Genomic DNA, 16,906 nt, shown 5'->3' with positions numbered 1-16,906 from the left:
CCCGCCCCGTCCGGGGCGGCGGGGCGGGGGAGGGCCGGGCCGTGCGGATCAGTTCCCGAGCGCGGCGGCGACGGCCTCGGCGAGCGGGGTGGTGGGGCGGCCGATCAGGCGGGACAGGTCGCCGGTGGGGACGACCAGTTCCCCCTTCTCGATGGAGGCGTCCACACCGGCCAGGATCCGGGCGAGCGGTTCGGGCAGCCCGGCACCGGTGAGGATGCCGGTGTACGCCTCGACGGAGACGGCCCGGTAGGTGATCTCCCGGCCGGTCCGCCGGCTCAGCTCGGCGGCGTACTCCGCGAAGCTCCACGCTTCGTCGCCGCCCAGCTCGTACGTCGCGTACTCGTGGCCCTCGCCGGTGAGGACGGCGACCGCGGCGGCGGCGTAGTCGGCGCGCGAGGCCGAGGAGACGCGGCCCTCGCCGGCGGCCTGCACGACGGCACCGTGCTCCAGGACCGGGCCGAGGTTCTCGGTGTAGTTCTCGTGGTACCAGCCGTTGCGCAGCACCGTGTACGGCACGCCGGAGCCCAGCAGGATCTCCTCGGTGGCGCGGTGGTCGTCGGCGAGCGCGGCCGTCAGGCTGCCGGGAGCGCTGGTGTAGGCGAGCAGGGCGACGCCGGCGTCCTTCGCCGCGTCGATGACGGCCTTGTGCTGTCCGGGCCGTCCCTTGTCGAACTCGTTGCCGGAGATCAGCAGCACCTTGTCCCCGGCCGAGAACAGGCCGTCGAAGGTCTCGGGGGCGTTGTAGTCGGCGACCGCGATCCGCACCCCGCGGGCGGCGAGGTCCGCGGCCTTGCCGGGCGAGCGGACGACGGCCGTGACCTGATCGGCCGGAACCTTCTCCAGCACCTGGCCGACGACGTGACGGCCGAGGTGTCCGGTGGCTCCGGTGACGACGATGCTCATGGTGGTGACTCCTTGGTGGGCTGGCTCTGACAGGCGTGGCACCCACCTTAGGGAGAGCGCTAACTGGAGGAAAGTACCCACTTTGAAGTAAGGTACCGGCATGCCCGTAAGCAAGCGGGGGCGGGACGGCCGTTCCGGCGCCCCTGACGCCTCTCACGCTCCCGGCGCCGCTCACGCCGTCGTCGCCGGCTCTGCCGGCGACGAGTCCCTGTGCCCGTACCGGCTCGTCCTGGAGCACGTCACCAGCCGCTGGGGCGTCCTGGTCCTCATCGCCCTGCTCGACCGCCCGTACCGCTTCAGCGAACTGCGCCGTGAGGTCGGCCGGCGCGGCCGGGAGGTCAGCGAGAAGATGCTGGCCCAGACCCTCCAGACCCTTCAGCGCGACGGCCTGGTCCACCGGGACGCCAAGCCGGTCATCCCGCCCCGTGTCGACTACTCCCTGACCGGTCTCGGCCGGGAGGCCGCCGAACAGGTGCGGGCGCTGGCCCGGTGGACTGAGCGGCGCATGACGGACGTGGAACGGGCCCGCCAGGCATACGACGAGGCCCGGGCGCTGGCGTCCCGGGCCTCGTGAGTCTTCGCCGGTCTCAGCCGACGACGGTCCAGGTGTCCCCGCCGGCCAGCAGCGCGGCCAGGTCGCCCTTGCCCGTCTGCTCGACGGCGGTGTCGAGCTGCTCCGCCATCAGCGTGTCGTACACCGGCCGCTCCACGGAGCGGAAGACACCGATCGGGGTGCGGTACAGGGTGTCCGGGTCGGCGAGGCGCGAGAGGGCGAAGGCGGTGGTCGGGGACGCGGCGTGGGCGTCGTGGACCAGGACGTCCGCCTCGTTCTCCGGCGTGACGGTGACCACCTCCAGATCGCCCGTCCGCCGGTCCCGTACGACGCCCTGGGAGCCGTCGGCGCCGAAGCGGATCGGCCGGCCGTGCTCCAGCCGGATCACCGCGTCCTCGGCCCGCTGCTTGTCCTTGAGGGCGTCGAAGGCGCCGTCGTTGAAGATGTTGCAGTTCTGGTAGATCTCGATCAGTGCCGTGCCCGGGTGGGCCGCGGCCTGCCGCAGCACCTCGGTGAGGTGCTTGCGGTCGGAGTCGATGGTCCGGGCGACGAAGGACGCCTCGGCGCCGAGCGCCAGGGACACCGGGTTGAACGGCGCGTCCAGCGACCCCATCGGCGTCGACTTGGTGATCTTGCCGACCTCGGAGGTGGGGGAGTACTGGCCCTTGGTCAGCCCGTAGATCCGGTTGTTGAACAGCAGGATCTTCAGGTTCACATTGCGGCGCAGGGCGTGGATGAGGTGGTTGCCGCCGATGGACAGCGCGTCGCCGTCGCCGGTGACCACCCACACGGACAGGTCGCGGCGGGAGGTCGCCAGGCCGGTGGCGATCGCGGGGGCACGGCCGTGGATGGAGTGCATCCCGTAGGTGTTCATGTAGTACGGGAAGCGGGAGGAGCAGCCGATGCCGGAGACGAAGACGATGTTCTCCTTCGCCAGGCCCAGCTCGGGCATGAAGCCCTGCACGGCGGCGAGGATGGCGTAGTCGCCGCATCCCGGGCACCAGCGCACTTCCTGATCGGACTTGAAGTCCTTCATCGACTGCCGGCCCTCGGCCTTGGGGACGAGGGAGAGCGCCTCGAGGGTGCTCGTGCCTGGTGTGGTCGTCTCAGCCATCGATGGCCTCCTTCAGCGCCGTGGCGAGCTGCTCCGCCTTGAACGGCATGCCGTTGACCTGGTTGTACGAGTGGGCGTCGACCAGGTACTTCGCCCGGATGAGGGTGGCGAGCTGACCGAGGTTCATCTCGGGGATCACCACCCTGTCGTACTGCTTGAGGACGGTCCCCAGGTTCCCCGGGAAGGGGTTGAGGTGCCGCAGGTGCGCCTGCGCGATCGACTCCCCGGCCGCGCGCAGCCGCCGCACCGCGGCCGTGATCGGCCCGTATGTCGATCCCCAGCCCAGGACCAGCGTGCGCGCCCGGTCCGGGTCGTCGACCTCCAGGTCGGGGACGGCGATGCCGTCGACCTTGGCCTGGCGGGTGCGGACCATCAGGTCGTGGTTGGCGGGGGCGTAGGAGATGTTGCCCGTGCCGTCTTCCTTCTCGATGCCGCCGATGCGGTGCTCCAGGCCCGGCGTGCCCGGGATCGCCCACGGGCGGGCGAGCGTCTGCGGGTCGCGCTTGTAGGGCCAGAAGACCTCGGTGCCGTCGTCCAGCGTGTGGTTGGGACCCTGCGCGAACTGGACGCGCAGATCCGGCAGCTCGTCCGGCTCCGGGACGCGCCAGGGCTCCGAACCGTTGGCCAGATAGCCGTCGGACAGCAGGAAGACCGGGGTGCGGTAGGCCAGCGCGATACGGGCGGCCTCCAGCGCGGCGTCGAAGCAGTCCGCGGGCGTCCGCGGCGCGACCACGGGCACGGGCGCCTCGCCGTTGCGGCCGTACATCGCCTGGAGCAGGTCCGCCTGCTCGGTCTTGGTGGGCAGGCCGGTCGACGGGCCGCCGCGCTGGATGTCCACGATCAGCAGCGGCAGCTCCAGCGAGACCGCCAGGCCGATGGTCTCCGACTTCAGCGCCACACCGGGACCGGAGGTCGTGGTCACCGCCAGCGATCCGCCGAAGGCCGCGCCGAGGGCGGCACCGATGCCGGCGATCTCGTCCTCCGCCTGGAACGTGCGCACGCCGAAGTTCTTGTGCCGGCTCAGCTCGTGCAGGATGTCGGAGGCCGGGGTGATCGGGTACGAGCCCAGGTACAGCGGCAGATCGGCCTGCCGGGAGGCGGCGATCAGGCCGTAGGCCAGGGCCAGGTTCCCGGAGATGTTGCGGTACAGGCCCGGCGGGAACGCCGTCGCCGCGGGCGCCACCTCGTAGGAGACCGCGAAGTCCTCGGTGGTCTCGCCGAAGTTCCAGCCCGCCCGGAACGCGGCGATGTTCGCCTCCGCGATGTCGGGCTTCTTCGCGAACTTCTTCCGCAGGAACTTCTCCGTGCCCTCCGTGGGCCGGTGGTACATCCAGCTCAGCAGGCCCAGCGCGAACATGTTCTTGCTGCGCTCGGCCTCCTTGCGGGTGAGGCCGAAGTCCTTCAGCGCCTCTACCGTCAGCGTCGTCAGCGGCACAGGGTGCAGGCCGTAGCCGTCGAGGGAGCCGTCCTCCAGCGGCGAGGACTCGTAACCGACCTTCTGCATGGCCCGCTTGGTGAACTCGTCCGTGTTGACGATGATCTCCGCGCCGCGCGGCAGATCGCCGATGTTCGCCTTCAGCGCGGCCGGGTTCATCGCCACCAGCACGTTGGGCGCGTCGCCGGGGGTGAGGATGTCGTGGTCGGCGAAGTGCAGCTGGAACGACGACACACCCGGCAGCGTGCCTGCGGGGGCCCTGATCTCGGCCGGGAAGTTCGGCAGTGTCGACAGATCGTTGCCGAAGGACGCGGTCTCGGAGGTGAAGCGGTCACCGGTGAGCTGCATGCCGTCACCCGAGTCCCCCGCGAACCTGATGATCACCCGGTCCAGCCGGCGGACGTCCTTGGCCCCCGCCGGTTTGCGCTGCTCTCCCACGACGGTTCCGTCGGCCTGTTCCGTTGGGCTACTGACCTGGCTGGTCACTGAACTGGACCTCCCTCGAGGCGGCTGCCGGGGAGTGGCCTCTCGCGACCCTCCCAGGATCAACCCTACGTCGGTAAGGCTCGCCTTCTTGTGGAGAATCGCATGATGGACACAACGCCGGACAGGGAGCCGGAGCGGCACCGGGACGGCGCCCGCGCCCCGGCCCGGTCACGCCACGAGCGCCCCGGCGCCCGCCGGACCCGCGGTGACCAGGGGCCCGGCGGTGATCAGAGATCGCTCCGGTGGTGATCAGGGGGCGCTCTGGCGGTGATCAGAGATCGCTCTGGCGGTGATCAGAGATTGGTCCGGTGGCGATCAGAGATTGGTCCGATGGTGGTCAGGGCCGGGCTGGTGGTGGTCAGGGAGCGGTCCGGTGGTGATCAGGGGTCGGTTCGGCGGTGGTCAGTGGTCGGTCCGGACCCGATCAGGCATCCGGCGCCGTTCACGGATCCGGTGGCGATCAGGGATCCGCTGGCGATCAGGGGTGGGGCGCGGTCCGGCGGCGCGCAGGGGTGCGCGGCGTTCGGGCGGGAGCGCTCTACGAGTTCAGGTAGGTCAGCACGGCCAGGACGCGCCGGTGGTCGCCCTCGCTCGGGGACAGTCCCAGCTTCATGAAGATGTTGCTGACGTGCTTCTCGACGGCTCCGTCGCTCACGACGAGCTGCTTGGCGATCGCCGAGTTCGTCCGCCCCTCGGCCATGAGGCCCAGCACCTCGCGCTCGCGCGGGGTGAGCCCGGTCAGCACGTCCTGCTTGCGGCTGCGGCCCAGCAGCTGCGCGACCACCTCCGGGTCGAGCGCCGTACCGCCCCGGGCCACCCGCACCACCGCGTCCACGAACTCACGCACTTCGGCCACCCGGTCCTTGAGCAGGTAGCCGACGCCCTGGCTGGAACCGGCCAGGAGCTCGGTGGCGTACCGCTCCTCCACGTACTGCGACAGCACCAGCACGCCCAGGTCCGGGTGGGCCTTGCGGAGCTGCACCGCCGCCCGTACGCCTTCGTCGGTGTGGGTCGGCGGCATCCGTACGTCGGCGACGACGACGTCCGGCAGCTCGCCCTGCGCGTCGAGATCCGTGATGGTCTTGATCAGCGCCTCGCCGTCCCCGACACCGGCGACGACCTCGTGCCCGCGGTCGGTCAGCAGCCGGGTCAGGCCCTCCCTGAGCAGCACTGAATCCTCGGCGATGACCACTCGCACCCTGTCCTCCACGTTTCTTCCGCCCCCCACAGCCCGCGCCGGTTCCCGTGCCGGCTCTCTGCCCGCCCCGGCGATCGCGTCCAGCATTCCAGCTTCGGGGGCTCCGTGCGCCCGGGCAACGTGCCGGGCCGGACCGGGGCGTGTCTCCTGGGGAATCTCCTGGGGTGTTTCCTGTCGGGAGTCGGGAGCCGGGAGCCGGGAGCCGGGAGCCGGGAGCCGGGAGCCGGGAGCCGGGAGCCGGGAGCCGGGAGCCGGGAGCCGGGACCGTGGGCCACGGTGGCGGGGCGTCGATCGAGAATGGCTGATTTCCGGAGCGGGTTGGCTGGTTCCGAACCTGGGGCCGCCGGTCGGAAACAGGCGGAGCCGGTTGTGAAGCAGACGCGGCGGGTCCACAACGGGCGGGCGTCTTCGGCGGGGGAGGAGGGCCGACCGCGGGGTGCCGACTACGGGACGCGGGGGCCGGGCGGGTCACGCCCCCGCGTCTACGGAGTGCGGATGCCGACGGCGACGGCGCCTCATCACGGGTGTGCCGACCGCCACGGCAGCTCCGCCGTCACCCGCGTGGGTCCGCCGGCCGGCGAGTCCACCACGAGGATGCCGTCGACCGCGTCGAGCCGTTCCGCCAGCCCGGCCAGCCCCGACCCGGCGGATATGTCGGCGCCGCCCACGCCGTCGTCCACGACCTGCAACATCAGCCGGTTCTCCACCCGCCACACCTCGACGGCCGCCGAGGTGGCCCGCGCGTGCTTGCTGACGTTTTGCAGCAGCTCCGACACCGTGAAGTACGCGATGCCCTCGATGGCCGGAGCCGGTCGCTCCGTCAGGTCCACCTCGACCCGTACCGGCACGGTGCACCGGGAGGCGACCGAGGACAGGGCCGCGTCCAGGCCGCGGTCGGTCAGGACGGCGGGGTGGATGCCCCGGGCCAGGTCCCGCAGTTCCCGCAACGCGGTCTTCACCTCGCCGTGCGCCTCGTCCACCATCCGCGCCGCCGCTCGCGGATCCTCCTTGAGCTTCTCCTTCGCCAGCCCCAGGTCCATGGCGAGGTTGACCAGGCGGGCCTGCGCGCCGTCGTGCAGGTCCCGCTCGATGCGCCGCAGATCGGCCGCGGCGGTGTCGACCACGGCCCCGCGATCCGACTCCAGTTCCACCACCCGCTTCACCAGCCGCGACGGCCCGAGCAGACCGTGCACCAGCACCCGGTCCACCATGGTCAGCGCCCGCACGATCCACGGCGCGGCCAGCGCGAACAACAGGCCCACCAGCGCGGTCACGGTGATCTCGAACGGATTGTCCAGGTAGACCTGGTGTGTCTCGTCGCCGTACAACTGCAAGCCGCCCTGCCCGGCGTACAGGGGGAAGACCCAGAACCACAGCGGATACGTCAGCATCGCCCAGCCCCACGTCCAGACCGTCACGGCGACGGCGAACGAGAACACCGCCCACGGGAAGTGCAGCAGCGCGTAGAGCAAGGCCCGCCAGGAGGTGCCGCTCTTGAGCACGGCCCCCATCCACGCCATCGCGCCGTTCTTCTTCATCCGCAGCGGCTCGGGGTCCGCCACCCGCAGGCCGAGCAGCCCTCGCGCCCGCGTCCGCTCCAGTGTCCCGAAGCCCCGGCACCCGGCGAGCGCGGCCGCCAGCACCGGGACCCCCAGGAACGTCACCAGCAGGCCCGCCCCCAGCGACACCATCGTGACCGCGTACGTGAAGAGCAGGATGCCGACCGGCAGGCCCAGCAGCACATAACCGAGCTCCCGCAGGCTGCGGGCCTCGAACGGCGCCCGCAGTCCCGCCGGAAGCCGGTGCCGCCGCTCCCCGGCCCTCCCGTGCGGGCCGGGTCCGTCCCCGAGCCCGTAGCCTCGTCCGTACTCCGTGGCCATCGGCGTCGTCCTTCTCTCCTCGTCCTGCTCCTGCGCTGTCGTGCTTCCACCCTGCGGCTTCCGGGCCGCCCGGACCATGGAGCCCATCGGCGTCTCGGGCCGGGGGTTTTCCCCACCCTCGCAGTGAGGGGAGATGGGGGAGGGGAGGGCGGAGGGATGTGCGGCGGATACCGGAGAGGTCCGGCGGTACCGGAGCTCGTCTGGCGGTACCGGCGTGCGTCCGTCGGTACCGGAACGTGTGCGGCGGTACCGGAGCCCGTCCGGCGGTACCGGAGCGCGTCCGGGCCGGACGGGGCCGTCCCCCTACTCGCGGCCGGAGGCCTCAGCGCGGTCCCGCCACGGCAGCTCGGCCGTGACCGTGGTCGGGCCGCCCTCCGGCGAATCCACGACGAACAGGCCGTCCACGGCGCCCAGCCGGTCGGCGAGCCCCCTCATCCCCGTACCGCCGTCGAGGCGCGCGCCCCCGCGACCGTCGTCCGACACCTGTATGAGCAGCCGGTCCTCCGCGCGCCAGACCTCGACCGAGGCGGACCGCGCCCCGCTGTGCTTGCTGACGTTCTGGAGCAGCTCGGAGACGGTGAAGTAGGCGATGCCCTCGATGGCCGCCGCCGGCCGCTCTGCCAGGTCCACCGTCACCCTGACCGGCACGGTGCACCGCGAGGCGACCGAGGACAGGGCCGCGTCCAGGCCGCGGTCGGTCAGGACGGCGGGGTGGATGCCCCGGGCCAGGTCCCGCAGTTCCTGGAGGGCGAGCTTCACCTCGCCGTGCGCCTCCTCGACCATGGCCGCCGCCGAGTCGGGGTCCTCCAGCAGCTTCTCCTTGGCCAGGCCCAGCCCCATGGCCAGGTTGACCAGGCGGGCCTGCGCACCGTCGTGCAGGTCCCGCTCGATGCGCCGAAGATCCGCCGCGGCCGTGTCGACCACGGTTCCCCGGCCGGCCTCCAGCTCGGAGATGCGCCGCTCCAGTTCGTCGGAGGGCGACAGCAGCCCCCGCACCATCGCCCGGTCCGCGTTGGCCAGGCCCCGGGCGATGAACGGCAGCACCGGCCACAGCACGAACAGCGAGGTCAGCGTGGCGGCGAAGGTGAGGACACCCCAGGGCAGCCGTATGACGTCGTACAGGACCGTGCGCCAGCCCACCGGGTCCTTCAGGGCCATCCACAGCCGTGGGAGGAATCCGCCGGCGCCGCGCAGCGGCAGCCGGCTCGGCTCGTCCACCCGCACGCCGAGCAGCGCCCTGGCCCGTGCCCGCTCCAGCCTGCCCAGCCGGCGCGCGCCCAGCAGCCCGGCCGCCACCAAGGGGATACCGATCACCGTGACCGTCAGCGCGATACCGGCGGACAGCACCGTCACCACATAGGTGAACCCGAACAGCGCAACCGGAAGGTTCGACAGAAGGTGGGCGATCTCTTTCCAGGTGTGCCGGTCGTAGGCGAACCGGGCCGGCGGCAGGCGAGCGCCGTCCGCGTCCGGCGCACGTCCCCGGCCCGGGCGGGCCGTGCCCGTCCGCTTTCTCCGGCCCGCAGCGGCTTTCCCCGTACCACCTGCGGGTACTTCCCCGGTGCGGGTGGCGACGGCTTGCCCGGCAGCGCCGGGGACGGCTTGCCGCGTACGGCCCGGGGAGTCTTCCCCCGCGAGGTCCGAGGGCGAGAGGCGTTCGGTCATACGGGTCAGCGTGCCGCGTGCCGGGGCACCGCGCCATGAGGTGGACCGCCCAGATCCCCTGAGGAAAACCCCACCCCGCGGGCCCCAAGGTGCGACAGGCTGCTTACGGGTTCTTTAGCAACGCCTAGACTCCCATGCGTACAGATCGTCGAACAGCAGCGTTCAGGACAGGGAGCGAGGGAAGGACGTGCGGACACCGACCGTCGTCGACACGACCGTCGTCGCGGCGGACTACTTCCAGTCCTACTCGGTGGTCGGACTGCTCGCCGTGGTGGGCGTGCTCTTCGTCGCCGTGGCCTTCTCGGCGGCGCGCCTGCTGCGGCCGGTGGTCCCCACCCCCGAGAAACTGCTGACGTACGAGTGCGGCGTCGACCCCGTCGGCGAGGGCTGGGCCCACACCCAGGTCCGCTACTACGTCTACGCGTTCCTGTACGTCATCTTCGCGGTCGACTCGATCTTCCTGTTCCCGTGGGCGACCGTCTTCGCCGACCCCGGTTACGGCGCGGCCACCCTCGTGGAGATGTTCATCTTCCTCGGCTTCCTGGCCGTGGGCCTGCTGTACGCATACAAGAAGGGCGTCCTGGCATGGACGTGACCCCGACCCCCGCCCCCGTGCCGCTGCCCGAGCCGAAGCGGCTGGGCACGCTCGCCCGGCTGGCCCCCGAGCCGATGAAGGTGATCCTCAACTGGGGCCGCCGCTACTCGCTGTGGGTCTTCAACTTCGGCCTGGCCTGCTGCGCGATCGAGTTCATCGCCGCGTCGATGGCCCGCCACGACTTCATCCGCCTCGGCGTCATCCCGTTCGCGCCGGGCCCCCGCCAGGCCGACCTCATGGTGGTCTCCGGCACGGTCACGGACAAGATGGCCCCCGCCGTGAAGCGCCTGTACGAGCAGATGCCGGAGCCGAAGTACGTCATCTCCTTCGGTGCCTGCTCCAACTGCGGCGGTCCGTACTGGGACTCCTACTCCGTGACGAAGGGCGTCGACCAGATCATTCCCGTGGACGTCTACGTGCCGGGCTGCCCGCCCCGTCCGGAGGCGCTGCTCCAAGGCATCCTGAAACTCCAGGAGAAGATCGCGCGGGAGTCGCTGGGGGAGCGGTACGGCTCGTCCCCCCGGCCGTCGGCGGCCGCCCTGCGAAGCGGCCTGGTGCAGCCGCCCGCCCCGGGCGCGGTGTCCGGCCCGGCACCCGGCACGGCCACCGCCGCGCCGTCCGCCTCCGCCTCCGGACCCACCTCCGGCCCCGCTTCCGGTCCGGCCTCCGGTCCGATCTCCCGTCCGGCTGCCGAGGAGGAGCGATGACCACGGCCGGCTGGCTGCCCGCGGACGTCGAGGAACTCTTCGGCGCGCGGGCCACGGCCGAGGAGACGTACGACGTCCTCACGGTGGACGTACCGCCCACGGCCTGGACCGCCGCCCTGGAGACCGCGCGCGACCGGCTGGGCTGCACCTACTTCGACTGGCTGAGCGCGGTCGACGAACCGGGCACGGGCTTCCGCGTCGTGGCCCACGTCGCGGCCCTGTCGCCGGTGCGGCGGCTGCTGCTGCGCACCACGGTCCCGCACGAGTCCCCGGTCCTGCCCACCGCGGTCGGGGTGTACGCGGGCGCGGCCTGGCACGAGCGCGAGACCCACGAGATGTTCGGCGTCGTCTTCGAAGGCCACCCGGCACTGGACCACCTGCTTCTCCCGGAGGGCTTCGAGGGCCACCCGTTGCGCAAGGACTTCGTCCTGGCGGCGCGGGTCGCCAAGGCATGGCCCGGGGCGAAGGAGCCCGGCGAGTCCGACCACGGTGGCCCGCGGCGCCGTCAGATGCTGCCCCCCGGTGTCCCCGACCCGAACGAATGGGGTCCCTTGAAGGGGCAGCTGCCGCCCGCGCCGGCCCGGCCCGCCAGGGGTGCCGGCCGCACGGGGGCTCCCGCCCGCGCGGCGGGTGCGGCGGGCGACCGCCCGGTACGCCGCACCCGTACGGCCGCGCAGGGCTCCGCGAGCCAGGCGTCCCCCGCCGCCGCCACCGAGGAGACCGCCCCGGCACCGGCGCCCCGCCGCGCGCGCAGCGCGAGTGAGGGATCGGCGTCCCAGCGGGCGGCCGAAGCGCCGGGAGGCCCGGCCGGCCCCCGGCGTGCCCGCAGCGCGTCCGAGGGGTCCGCGAGCCAGCGGGCCGCGTCGTCCGGCGCCCCGGCGCCCGGTGACGAAGCTCGCGGCGAGGCCGCTCCGGGTGACGTGACGGGGAACGCCCCGGCCCCGGCCCCGGCCCCGGCCCCGGCTGCGGCTCCGGCTCCGGCTCCGGAGGAAACGGCGTCCTCACGCACCGAGGGACCCGCCGCGAAGCCCCGGGCAGCCGCCCCCCGCACGACTCCGCGCAGCCCGGACGCCCCGTGGCACCACGCCCGCCCCGCCTTCGAGGAACCGGGAACCGAGCCGGCTCCGCAGCGCACGCCGGACCAGCAGGGCACGCAGGGCCGGCAGCGCACGCCGGACCAGCAGGGCACGCCGGACCAGACGGGCGTCCCCCGCCCGCAGGGCGGATCCGGCGCCCCCGCGCCCGCCCCGGAGCAGCCGCAGCAGCCCGCGGCGACCGGCAACGGGCGGCCCACGGAGCCCCCGCGCCCTGGCGAGACCCAGCGCCCCGCGGAGCCGGGAGGCCCCGGCGCAGTCGATCAGCCGTCCGATCCGAAACGACCCACAGCCCCGGAACGCCCGGAAGACAAACACCCGGAAGACACCCGAGAAGGAGGCCCGCAGTGACCGACGCGCTCGACGTCACCCTGCGCCTCCTCGCCGTCTTCGTCGCCTTCCTGGTGCTCCCCCTGGTGGTCGGCCAGACCGAGCACAAGGTGATGGCCCATATGCAGGGCCGCCTCGGGCCGATGTACGCCGGCGGCTTCCACGGCTGGGCCCAGCTCGTCGCGGACGGCGTGAAGTTCGCGCAGAAGGAGGACGTGGTCCCCGCGGGCGCGGACCGCCGTATCTTCCAGCTGGCCCCCGCGGTGGCCCTCCTGCCGTACCTCCTGGTCCTGCTCGCCATCCCCATCGGGCCCGGTGAGGGCGCCGTCGGCCAGGTCGTCGACGCGGGCATCTTCTTCGTCCTCGCCGTCATGGGCGTCGGTGTCCTCGGCTCGCTCATGGCCGGCTGGGCCTCCGCCAACAAGTTCTCCCTCCTCGGCGGCCTGCGCACCGCCGCCCAGCTCCTCGCCTACGAACTCCCGATGCTGCTCGCCGCCGCCTCCGTCGCGATGGCGGCGGGCACGGTCTCCCTGCCGGGCATCCTGGACGCCTTCGCGTGGTGGTGGCTGCCCTGGCAGATCGTCGGCGCGATCGTCTTCTTCGTCGCCGGTCTCGCCGAGCTGCAACGGCCCCCGTTCGACATGCCCGTCGCCGACTCGGAGATCATCTTCGGCGCCTACACCGAGTACACCGGCCTGCGCTTCGCGCTGTTCCTCCTCGCCGAGTACGCCGGGATCGTCGTCCTGTGCGGCCTGACCACTGTCCTCTTCCTGGGCGGCTGGCACGGCCCCTGGGGTGCCGACGGCCTGGGCTGGGTGTGGACCCTGCTGAAGACGGCCGTCCTCGCCTTCATCGTGATCTGGCTGCGCGTGACCTATCCCCGCCTGCGGGAGGACCAGCTCCAGAAGCTCTCCTGGACGCTTCTCGTCCCCCTCGCCCTCGCCCAGATCGCCCTCACCGGCGTCGTCAAGGTGGTGATCCAGTAGCCATGGCCGAGCCTGTCCCGCCCACCCGGTCCCGCATCCCTGGCAGCGGCCTCGCCAAGGGCCTGGCCGTCACCCTGCGCACGATGACGAAGAAGACCGTCACCGAGCAGTACCCGGACGTCCAGCCCGACCTGCCGCCCCGCAGCCGTGGCGTCATCGGGCTGTTCGAGGAGAACTGCACGGTCTGCATGCTGTGCGCCCGCGAGTGCCCGGACTGGTGTATCTACATCGACTCCCACAAGGAGACGATCCCCGCGGCCGCCCCCGGCGGCCGTGAGCGCAGCCGCAACGTCCTCGACCGTTTCGCGATCGACTTCTCCCTGTGCATGTACTGCGGTATCTGCATCGAGGTCTGTCCTTTCGACGCGTTGTTCTGGTCCCCCGAGTTCGAGTACGCCGAGACCGACATCCGCGATCTCACCCACGAGCGCGACAAGCTCCGCGAGTGGATGTGGACGGTCCCGGCCCCGCCCGCCCTCGACCCCGGTGCCGAGGAGCCGAAGGAACTCGCCGCCGCCCGCAAGACCGCCGACAAGCTCGCCGCCCAGCGGCAGACCGAGGCCACCGAGGTCACCGAGGCCACCGAGACGGCCGTGCGACCCGGATCCCCGGCCGAGCCGCACGCCGACGAACAGGCACGCGCCGCCGAGCGGCCCACCCGGCCGATGGGGGAGTCCCGGCAGCAGACGGACCAGCCGAGGCAGGAGGGCCGGGAATGACCCTCGCCGCAACCGCCGGCGGCCTCATCGCCACCGTGAGCAGCGGGCTCACCGGCCGTGGCACGACCCTGGCCGCCCAGACCCACGGCTTCCTCTCGCCGACCGGTGTGGAGATCGCCTTCCTCCTCGTCGGCCTGGTGACCTTCGGCGCCGCGATCGTCACCGTCACGACCCGGCAGCTCGTGCACGCCGCGCTGTGGCTCGTGGTGGCCCTCGGCGGCCTCGCCGTCGAGTACCTGCTGCTCACCGCCGAGTTCATCGCCTGGGTGCAGGTCCTCATCTATGTCGGTTCCGTCGTCGTCCTCCTCCTGTTCGGGCTGATGCTCACCAGGGCGCCGATCGGCCGGTCGCCGGACGCCGATTCCGGCAACCGCTGGGCCGCGCTCACCGTGGCCGTCGCCGCCGCGGCGGCCCTGGTCTGGGTCGTCGTCGACGCCTTCCGGACGACCTGGATCGACCTGGACGGCCCGGCCGCCGGCTCCACGCGGGCCACCGGCGCCAGCCTCTTCCAGAACTGGGTCCTCCCCTTCGAGGCCCTCTCCGTCCTCCTCCTCGCCGCCCTGGTCGGCGCGATCGTCCTGTCGCGGAAGGCCAAGGCGGACGCGACCGGCACCACCGCCCACCACGCCGCAGGACGCGGCGACGCCCCGAACCCGGCCGGCACGACCCGCCCGGCCGGGACGACGAGCGGCGCACGTACGGCCGGCCCGGCGGCCGACCCCGGCACCCCGGGCCGTCCCCGGCAGGCCGACGCCCGCCCGGACAACGAGGCGAGCCCCCAGGCCGACGCCCGCTCCGCCAGCGAGGCGGACGCCCGAGCCGACGCCCCGGCCGGCACCGAGGGCGGTGACCGCTGATGCACCTCGCCTACCCGGCCGTCCTGTCCGCCCTCCTGTTCTGCACGGGCCTGTACGGCGTCCTCGCCCGCCGCAACGCGATCCTCGTGCTGATGTCGGTCGAGCTGATGCTCAACGCCGTCAACCTCAACCTGGTCGCTTTCGACGTCTGGCTCAGCAAGGCGGCCGAGGAGACCCTGCACTCCGGCCAGGCCCTGACCCTGTTCACCATCGCCATCGCCGCCGCCGAGATCGGCATCGGCCTGGCGATCGTCCTCGCCGTCCACCGCAACCGCGGCACCGCGGACATCGACAAGCTCCGCGACACCGCCGAGGGACACGGCACCGACGGCCCCGACCGAGACGCCCTCACGGCCGCCGAGGCCGAGAAGGCCGAGGCCACCGCGTGACCACCACCACCCTCGCCGCCCTCGTCCCCCTCCTTCCGTTCCTGGGCGCCGCCGCCGGTCTCCTCCTGGGCCGCACCGGCCCCGGGTTCGTCCGGCCGCTCGCCGTGCTGCCGACGCTCGCGTCCCTCGTGCTCGCCGCGCTGGTCGCCGCACGCCAGGGCGGCGACCAGGCCGTCGACGCCGCCACCGAGCTCACGCCCACCGGCTCGGTCCCGATCGAGCTCGCCCTGCACATCGACGGCTTCGCCGCGCTCACCGCCGTCCTGGTCGCCCTGGTCGCGACCTGCGTGCAGATCTACTCCACGGGCTATCTGCGCGAGGACCCGCGCTACCCCTCCTACGCCGCACTCGTCTCCCTGTTCACCTCCGCGATGCTCCTCGTCGTCTACTCCGGCGACCTGATGGTGCTGCTGGTCGGCTGGGAGATCATGGGCATCTGCTCGTACTTCCTGGTCGGCCACTACTGGGAGACCCCGGAGGCCCGCGCCGCCTCCCTGAAGGCCTTCCTGGTGACCAAGCTCGGTGACGTCCCCTTCCTGATCGGACTGTTCGCGCTGGCCACCGACGCCGGGTCCTTCCGCGTCACCAAGGTCCTCGACGCGGTCGCGAGCGGTGGACTCGACCACCCGACGCCGATCGCGCTGCTCCTGCTGGCCGGCGTCGCGGGCAAGTCGGCACAGTTCCCGCTGCACACCTGGCTCCCCGACGCCATGGCGGGCCCCACCCCCGTCTCCGCGCTGATCCACGCCGCGACGATGGTCGCCGCCGGTGTCTACTTCATCGCCCGGCTCCTCCCGGTCTTCGAGGCCTCGCGGGCCGCGATGGTGGTCCTGGCCGTCATGGCCGCCGTCACGATGACCGGCTCCGCCCTCGCCGCCCTCGCCCAGGACGACATCAAACGGGTCCTCGCCTACTCGACGATCGGCCAGCTCGGCTACATGACCGGTGCCCTCGCCGTCGGCGAGCGGTCGGCCGCCGTCTTCCACCTCCTGTCCCACGGCGCCTTCAAGGCGCTGCTGTTCCTCGCGGCCGGCGTGATCATCCACGCCTCCGGTACCAACTCGCTGGCCGCCCTGTCCCGCATGCGGAACCTGCGCGACCGGATCCCCGACGCCTACTGGACGATGACCGTGGCGCTGCTGGCGCTCGCCGCGATCCCGCCGTTCAGCGGCTTCTTCTCCAAGGAGTCCGTCCTGGGCGCCGCCGAACACGTCGTCGGCGGCCACACCGAGCACGCCCCCGGCGCCGCCGGCTGGATCGTCCTGCTCGCCGGCCTGCTCACGGCGCTACTCACCGCCGCCTACGCGATGCGGCTGTGGCTGCTCGCCTTCCGCGGGCAGGGCGCCGAGGCCCCCGACCACGGCAGGCAGCCGATCGTCATGAACGCCGTGCTGTGGGTGCTCGCCGTGCCCTCCCTCGCTCTCGGCGGACTCGCGTTCCGCCTGCTGCCCGACTGGTTCGACGGCCGTGACCTGACCCCGACCCTCACCACCTCCGTGCTCGGCACGGGCGTGGCCCTGGTCGGCGGCATCGTCACCTACGCGACCTGGCGGCACACCACCGCGCTCGCCGCCCGCGTACCTCTCGGCGCGGTCGCCGCCCACCCGGAGGGCGACGCCGCCCGGGTCGAGGCCGAGGCCATCGCCAGCCACGCACCCGCCTACGGTGACGTGGCCCACGCCCCCGACCCGGCGGACCCCGGGCGGCTCCTGCTCGGCCCCCTGCACCGGCCCGCGGCCGCCGGCTTCCACCTGGACGCCGTGTACACGGTCCTGTTCGTCCGCCCGGTGCGGGCCGGAGCGAGCCTCGTCCGGTTCCTCGACCGGGAGGTCGTCGACACCTACGTACGCGGGGCGGGAGCCCTGCCGCGCTGGCTCGGCGCCGCCGCCCGCCGGGCCCAGACCGGCAACGTCCAGACCTATGTGAGCGCGCTGCTCGCCGGCACCGTCGTCCTCGCGGTCGCCGCCGTCCTCGTCGCCACGGGAGCGTGAGCAG

15 protein-coding genes are annotated in these 16,906 nt (G+C 72.7%); 9 read left to right on the top strand and 6 right to left on the bottom strand.

What is annotated here, in order from left to right; translation table 11 throughout:
- Positions 1-48: 48 nt before the first annotated feature.
- Positions 49-903 carry an SDR family oxidoreductase gene (locus tag AB0L74_RS20580; protein ID WP_365654014.1) on the bottom strand — a complete coding sequence of 285 codons (855 nt, stop codon included), beginning with the start codon at positions 901-903 and terminating at the stop codon, positions 49-51.
- Between the two features lie 100 nt (positions 904-1,003).
- Here AB0L74_RS20580 and AB0L74_RS20575 point away from each other — a divergent pair, with 100 nt between their 5' ends.
- Entirely contained in the window at positions 1,004-1,477 is a 474-nt protein-coding gene (locus AB0L74_RS20575; protein ID WP_365654011.1) for a helix-turn-helix domain-containing protein, read from the top strand.
- A gap of 13 nt (positions 1,478-1,490) precedes the next feature.
- On the opposite strand, the gene AB0L74_RS20570 is transcribed toward AB0L74_RS20575, so the two are convergent.
- From AB0L74_RS20570 to AB0L74_RS20550, 5 genes are all read right to left on the bottom strand, one after another.
- On the bottom strand, positions 1,491-2,570 hold the full coding sequence (locus tag AB0L74_RS20570) for a 2-oxoacid:ferredoxin oxidoreductase subunit beta (RefSeq protein ID WP_365654008.1): 1,080 nt from the start codon (positions 2,568-2,570) through the stop codon (positions 1,491-1,493).
- Complete coding sequence (locus AB0L74_RS20565) at positions 2,563-4,491, bottom strand: 2-oxoacid:acceptor oxidoreductase subunit alpha (RefSeq protein WP_365654005.1); 1,929 nt, start codon at positions 4,489-4,491, stop codon at positions 2,563-2,565. Before AB0L74_RS20565 ends, AB0L74_RS20570 begins: the two co-directional genes overlap by 8 nt.
- Positions 4,492-5,029: 538 nt before the next feature.
- Complete coding sequence (locus AB0L74_RS20560) at positions 5,030-5,689, bottom strand: response regulator transcription factor (protein WP_365654002.1); 660 nt, start codon at positions 5,687-5,689, stop codon at positions 5,030-5,032.
- 518 nt (positions 5,690-6,207) lie between these two features.
- Positions 6,208-7,569 (bottom strand): sensor domain-containing protein, encoded by a 1,362-nt coding sequence (locus AB0L74_RS20555; RefSeq protein WP_365653999.1) that lies wholly within the window; start codon positions 7,567-7,569, stop codon positions 6,208-6,210.
- Positions 7,570-7,872: 303 nt separating this feature from the next.
- Positions 7,873-9,234, bottom strand: coding sequence for a sensor domain-containing protein (locus AB0L74_RS20550; RefSeq protein WP_365653996.1), 1,362 nt, complete (start codon positions 9,232-9,234; stop codon positions 7,873-7,875).
- Between the two features lie 187 nt (positions 9,235-9,421).
- On the opposite strand from AB0L74_RS20550, the gene AB0L74_RS20545 reads away from it, so the two are divergent.
- The 8 genes from AB0L74_RS20545 to AB0L74_RS20510 are packed head-to-tail and all read left to right on the top strand — an operon-like array spanning position 9,422 to position 16,902.
- Complete coding sequence (locus AB0L74_RS20545; RefSeq protein WP_365653994.1) at positions 9,422-9,829, top strand: NADH-quinone oxidoreductase subunit A; 408 nt, start codon at positions 9,422-9,424, stop codon at positions 9,827-9,829.
- Positions 9,820-10,536 carry an NADH-quinone oxidoreductase subunit B family protein gene (locus AB0L74_RS20540; protein ID WP_365653991.1) on the top strand — a complete coding sequence of 239 codons (717 nt, stop codon included), beginning with the start codon at positions 9,820-9,822 and terminating at the stop codon, positions 10,534-10,536. Before AB0L74_RS20545 ends, AB0L74_RS20540 begins: the two co-directional genes overlap by 10 nt.
- A complete protein-coding gene (locus AB0L74_RS20535; protein WP_365653988.1) occupies positions 10,533-11,981 on the top strand; it encodes an NADH-quinone oxidoreductase subunit C in 1,449 nt (482 codons plus the stop codon). Before AB0L74_RS20540 ends, AB0L74_RS20535 begins: the two co-directional genes overlap by 4 nt.
- Positions 11,978-12,946 (top strand): complex I subunit 1 family protein, encoded by a 969-nt coding sequence (locus AB0L74_RS20530; RefSeq protein WP_365653986.1) that lies wholly within the window; start codon positions 11,978-11,980, stop codon positions 12,944-12,946. Before AB0L74_RS20535 ends, AB0L74_RS20530 begins: the two co-directional genes overlap by 4 nt.
- Before the next feature lie 2 nt (positions 12,947-12,948).
- A complete protein-coding gene (locus tag AB0L74_RS20525; protein WP_365653983.1) occupies positions 12,949-13,665 on the top strand; it encodes an NADH-quinone oxidoreductase subunit I in 717 nt (238 codons plus the stop codon).
- Positions 13,662-14,522, top strand: a complete 861-nt coding sequence (locus AB0L74_RS20520; RefSeq protein WP_365653980.1) for an NADH-quinone oxidoreductase subunit J — start codon at positions 13,662-13,664, stop codon at positions 14,520-14,522. The genes AB0L74_RS20525 and AB0L74_RS20520 overlap by 4 nt, the downstream gene beginning before the upstream one ends.
- Positions 14,522-14,911 (top strand): NADH-quinone oxidoreductase subunit NuoK, encoded by a 390-nt coding sequence (nuoK, locus tag AB0L74_RS20515; protein WP_365653978.1) that lies wholly within the window; start codon positions 14,522-14,524, stop codon positions 14,909-14,911. Before AB0L74_RS20520 ends, nuoK begins: the two co-directional genes overlap by 1 nt.
- The gene (locus tag AB0L74_RS20510) at positions 14,908-16,902 is read left to right on the top strand and encodes an NADH-quinone oxidoreductase subunit L (RefSeq protein WP_365653975.1); all 1,995 of its coding nucleotides are present in this window, start codon (positions 14,908-14,910) and stop codon (positions 16,900-16,902) included. The genes nuoK and AB0L74_RS20510 overlap by 4 nt, the downstream gene beginning before the upstream one ends.
- Positions 16,903-16,906 lie beyond the last annotated feature (4 nt).

It is taken from the genome of Streptomyces sp. NPDC052020 (assembly GCF_040680575.1).
GTDB lineage: Bacteria > Actinomycetota > Actinomycetes > Streptomycetales > Streptomycetaceae > Streptomyces.
The sequence above is the reverse complement of the archived record's forward strand: the minus strand, read 5'-3'. Positions and strand labels throughout refer to the sequence as shown.

Bases quoted from the DNA above. Each gene is read 5' to 3' on its own strand.
- AB0L74_RS20580 (WP_365654014.1), bottom strand. From the start codon at position 903: ATGAGCATCGTCGTCACCGGAGCCACCGGACACCTCGGCCGTCACGTC.
- AB0L74_RS20575 (WP_365654011.1), top strand. From the start codon at position 1,004: ATGCCCGTAAGCAAGCGGGGGCGGGACGGCCGTTCCGGCGCCCCTGAC.
- AB0L74_RS20570 (WP_365654008.1), bottom strand. From the start codon at position 2,570: ATGGCTGAGACGACCACACCAGGCACGAGCACCCTCGAGGCGCTCTCC.
- AB0L74_RS20555 (WP_365653999.1), bottom strand. From the start codon at position 7,569: ATGGCCACGGAGTACGGACGAGGCTACGGGCTCGGGGACGGACCCGGC.
- AB0L74_RS20550 (WP_365653996.1), bottom strand. From the start codon at position 9,234: ATGACCGAACGCCTCTCGCCCTCGGACCTCGCGGGGGAAGACTCCCCG.
- AB0L74_RS20540 (WP_365653991.1), top strand. From the start codon at position 9,820: ATGGACGTGACCCCGACCCCCGCCCCCGTGCCGCTGCCCGAGCCGAAG.
- AB0L74_RS20535 (WP_365653988.1), top strand. From the start codon at position 10,533: ATGACCACGGCCGGCTGGCTGCCCGCGGACGTCGAGGAACTCTTCGGC.
- AB0L74_RS20525 (WP_365653983.1), top strand. From the start codon at position 12,949: ATGGCCGAGCCTGTCCCGCCCACCCGGTCCCGCATCCCTGGCAGCGGC.
- AB0L74_RS20520 (WP_365653980.1), top strand. From the start codon at position 13,662: ATGACCCTCGCCGCAACCGCCGGCGGCCTCATCGCCACCGTGAGCAGC.
- nuoK (WP_365653978.1), top strand. From the start codon at position 14,522: ATGCACCTCGCCTACCCGGCCGTCCTGTCCGCCCTCCTGTTCTGCACG.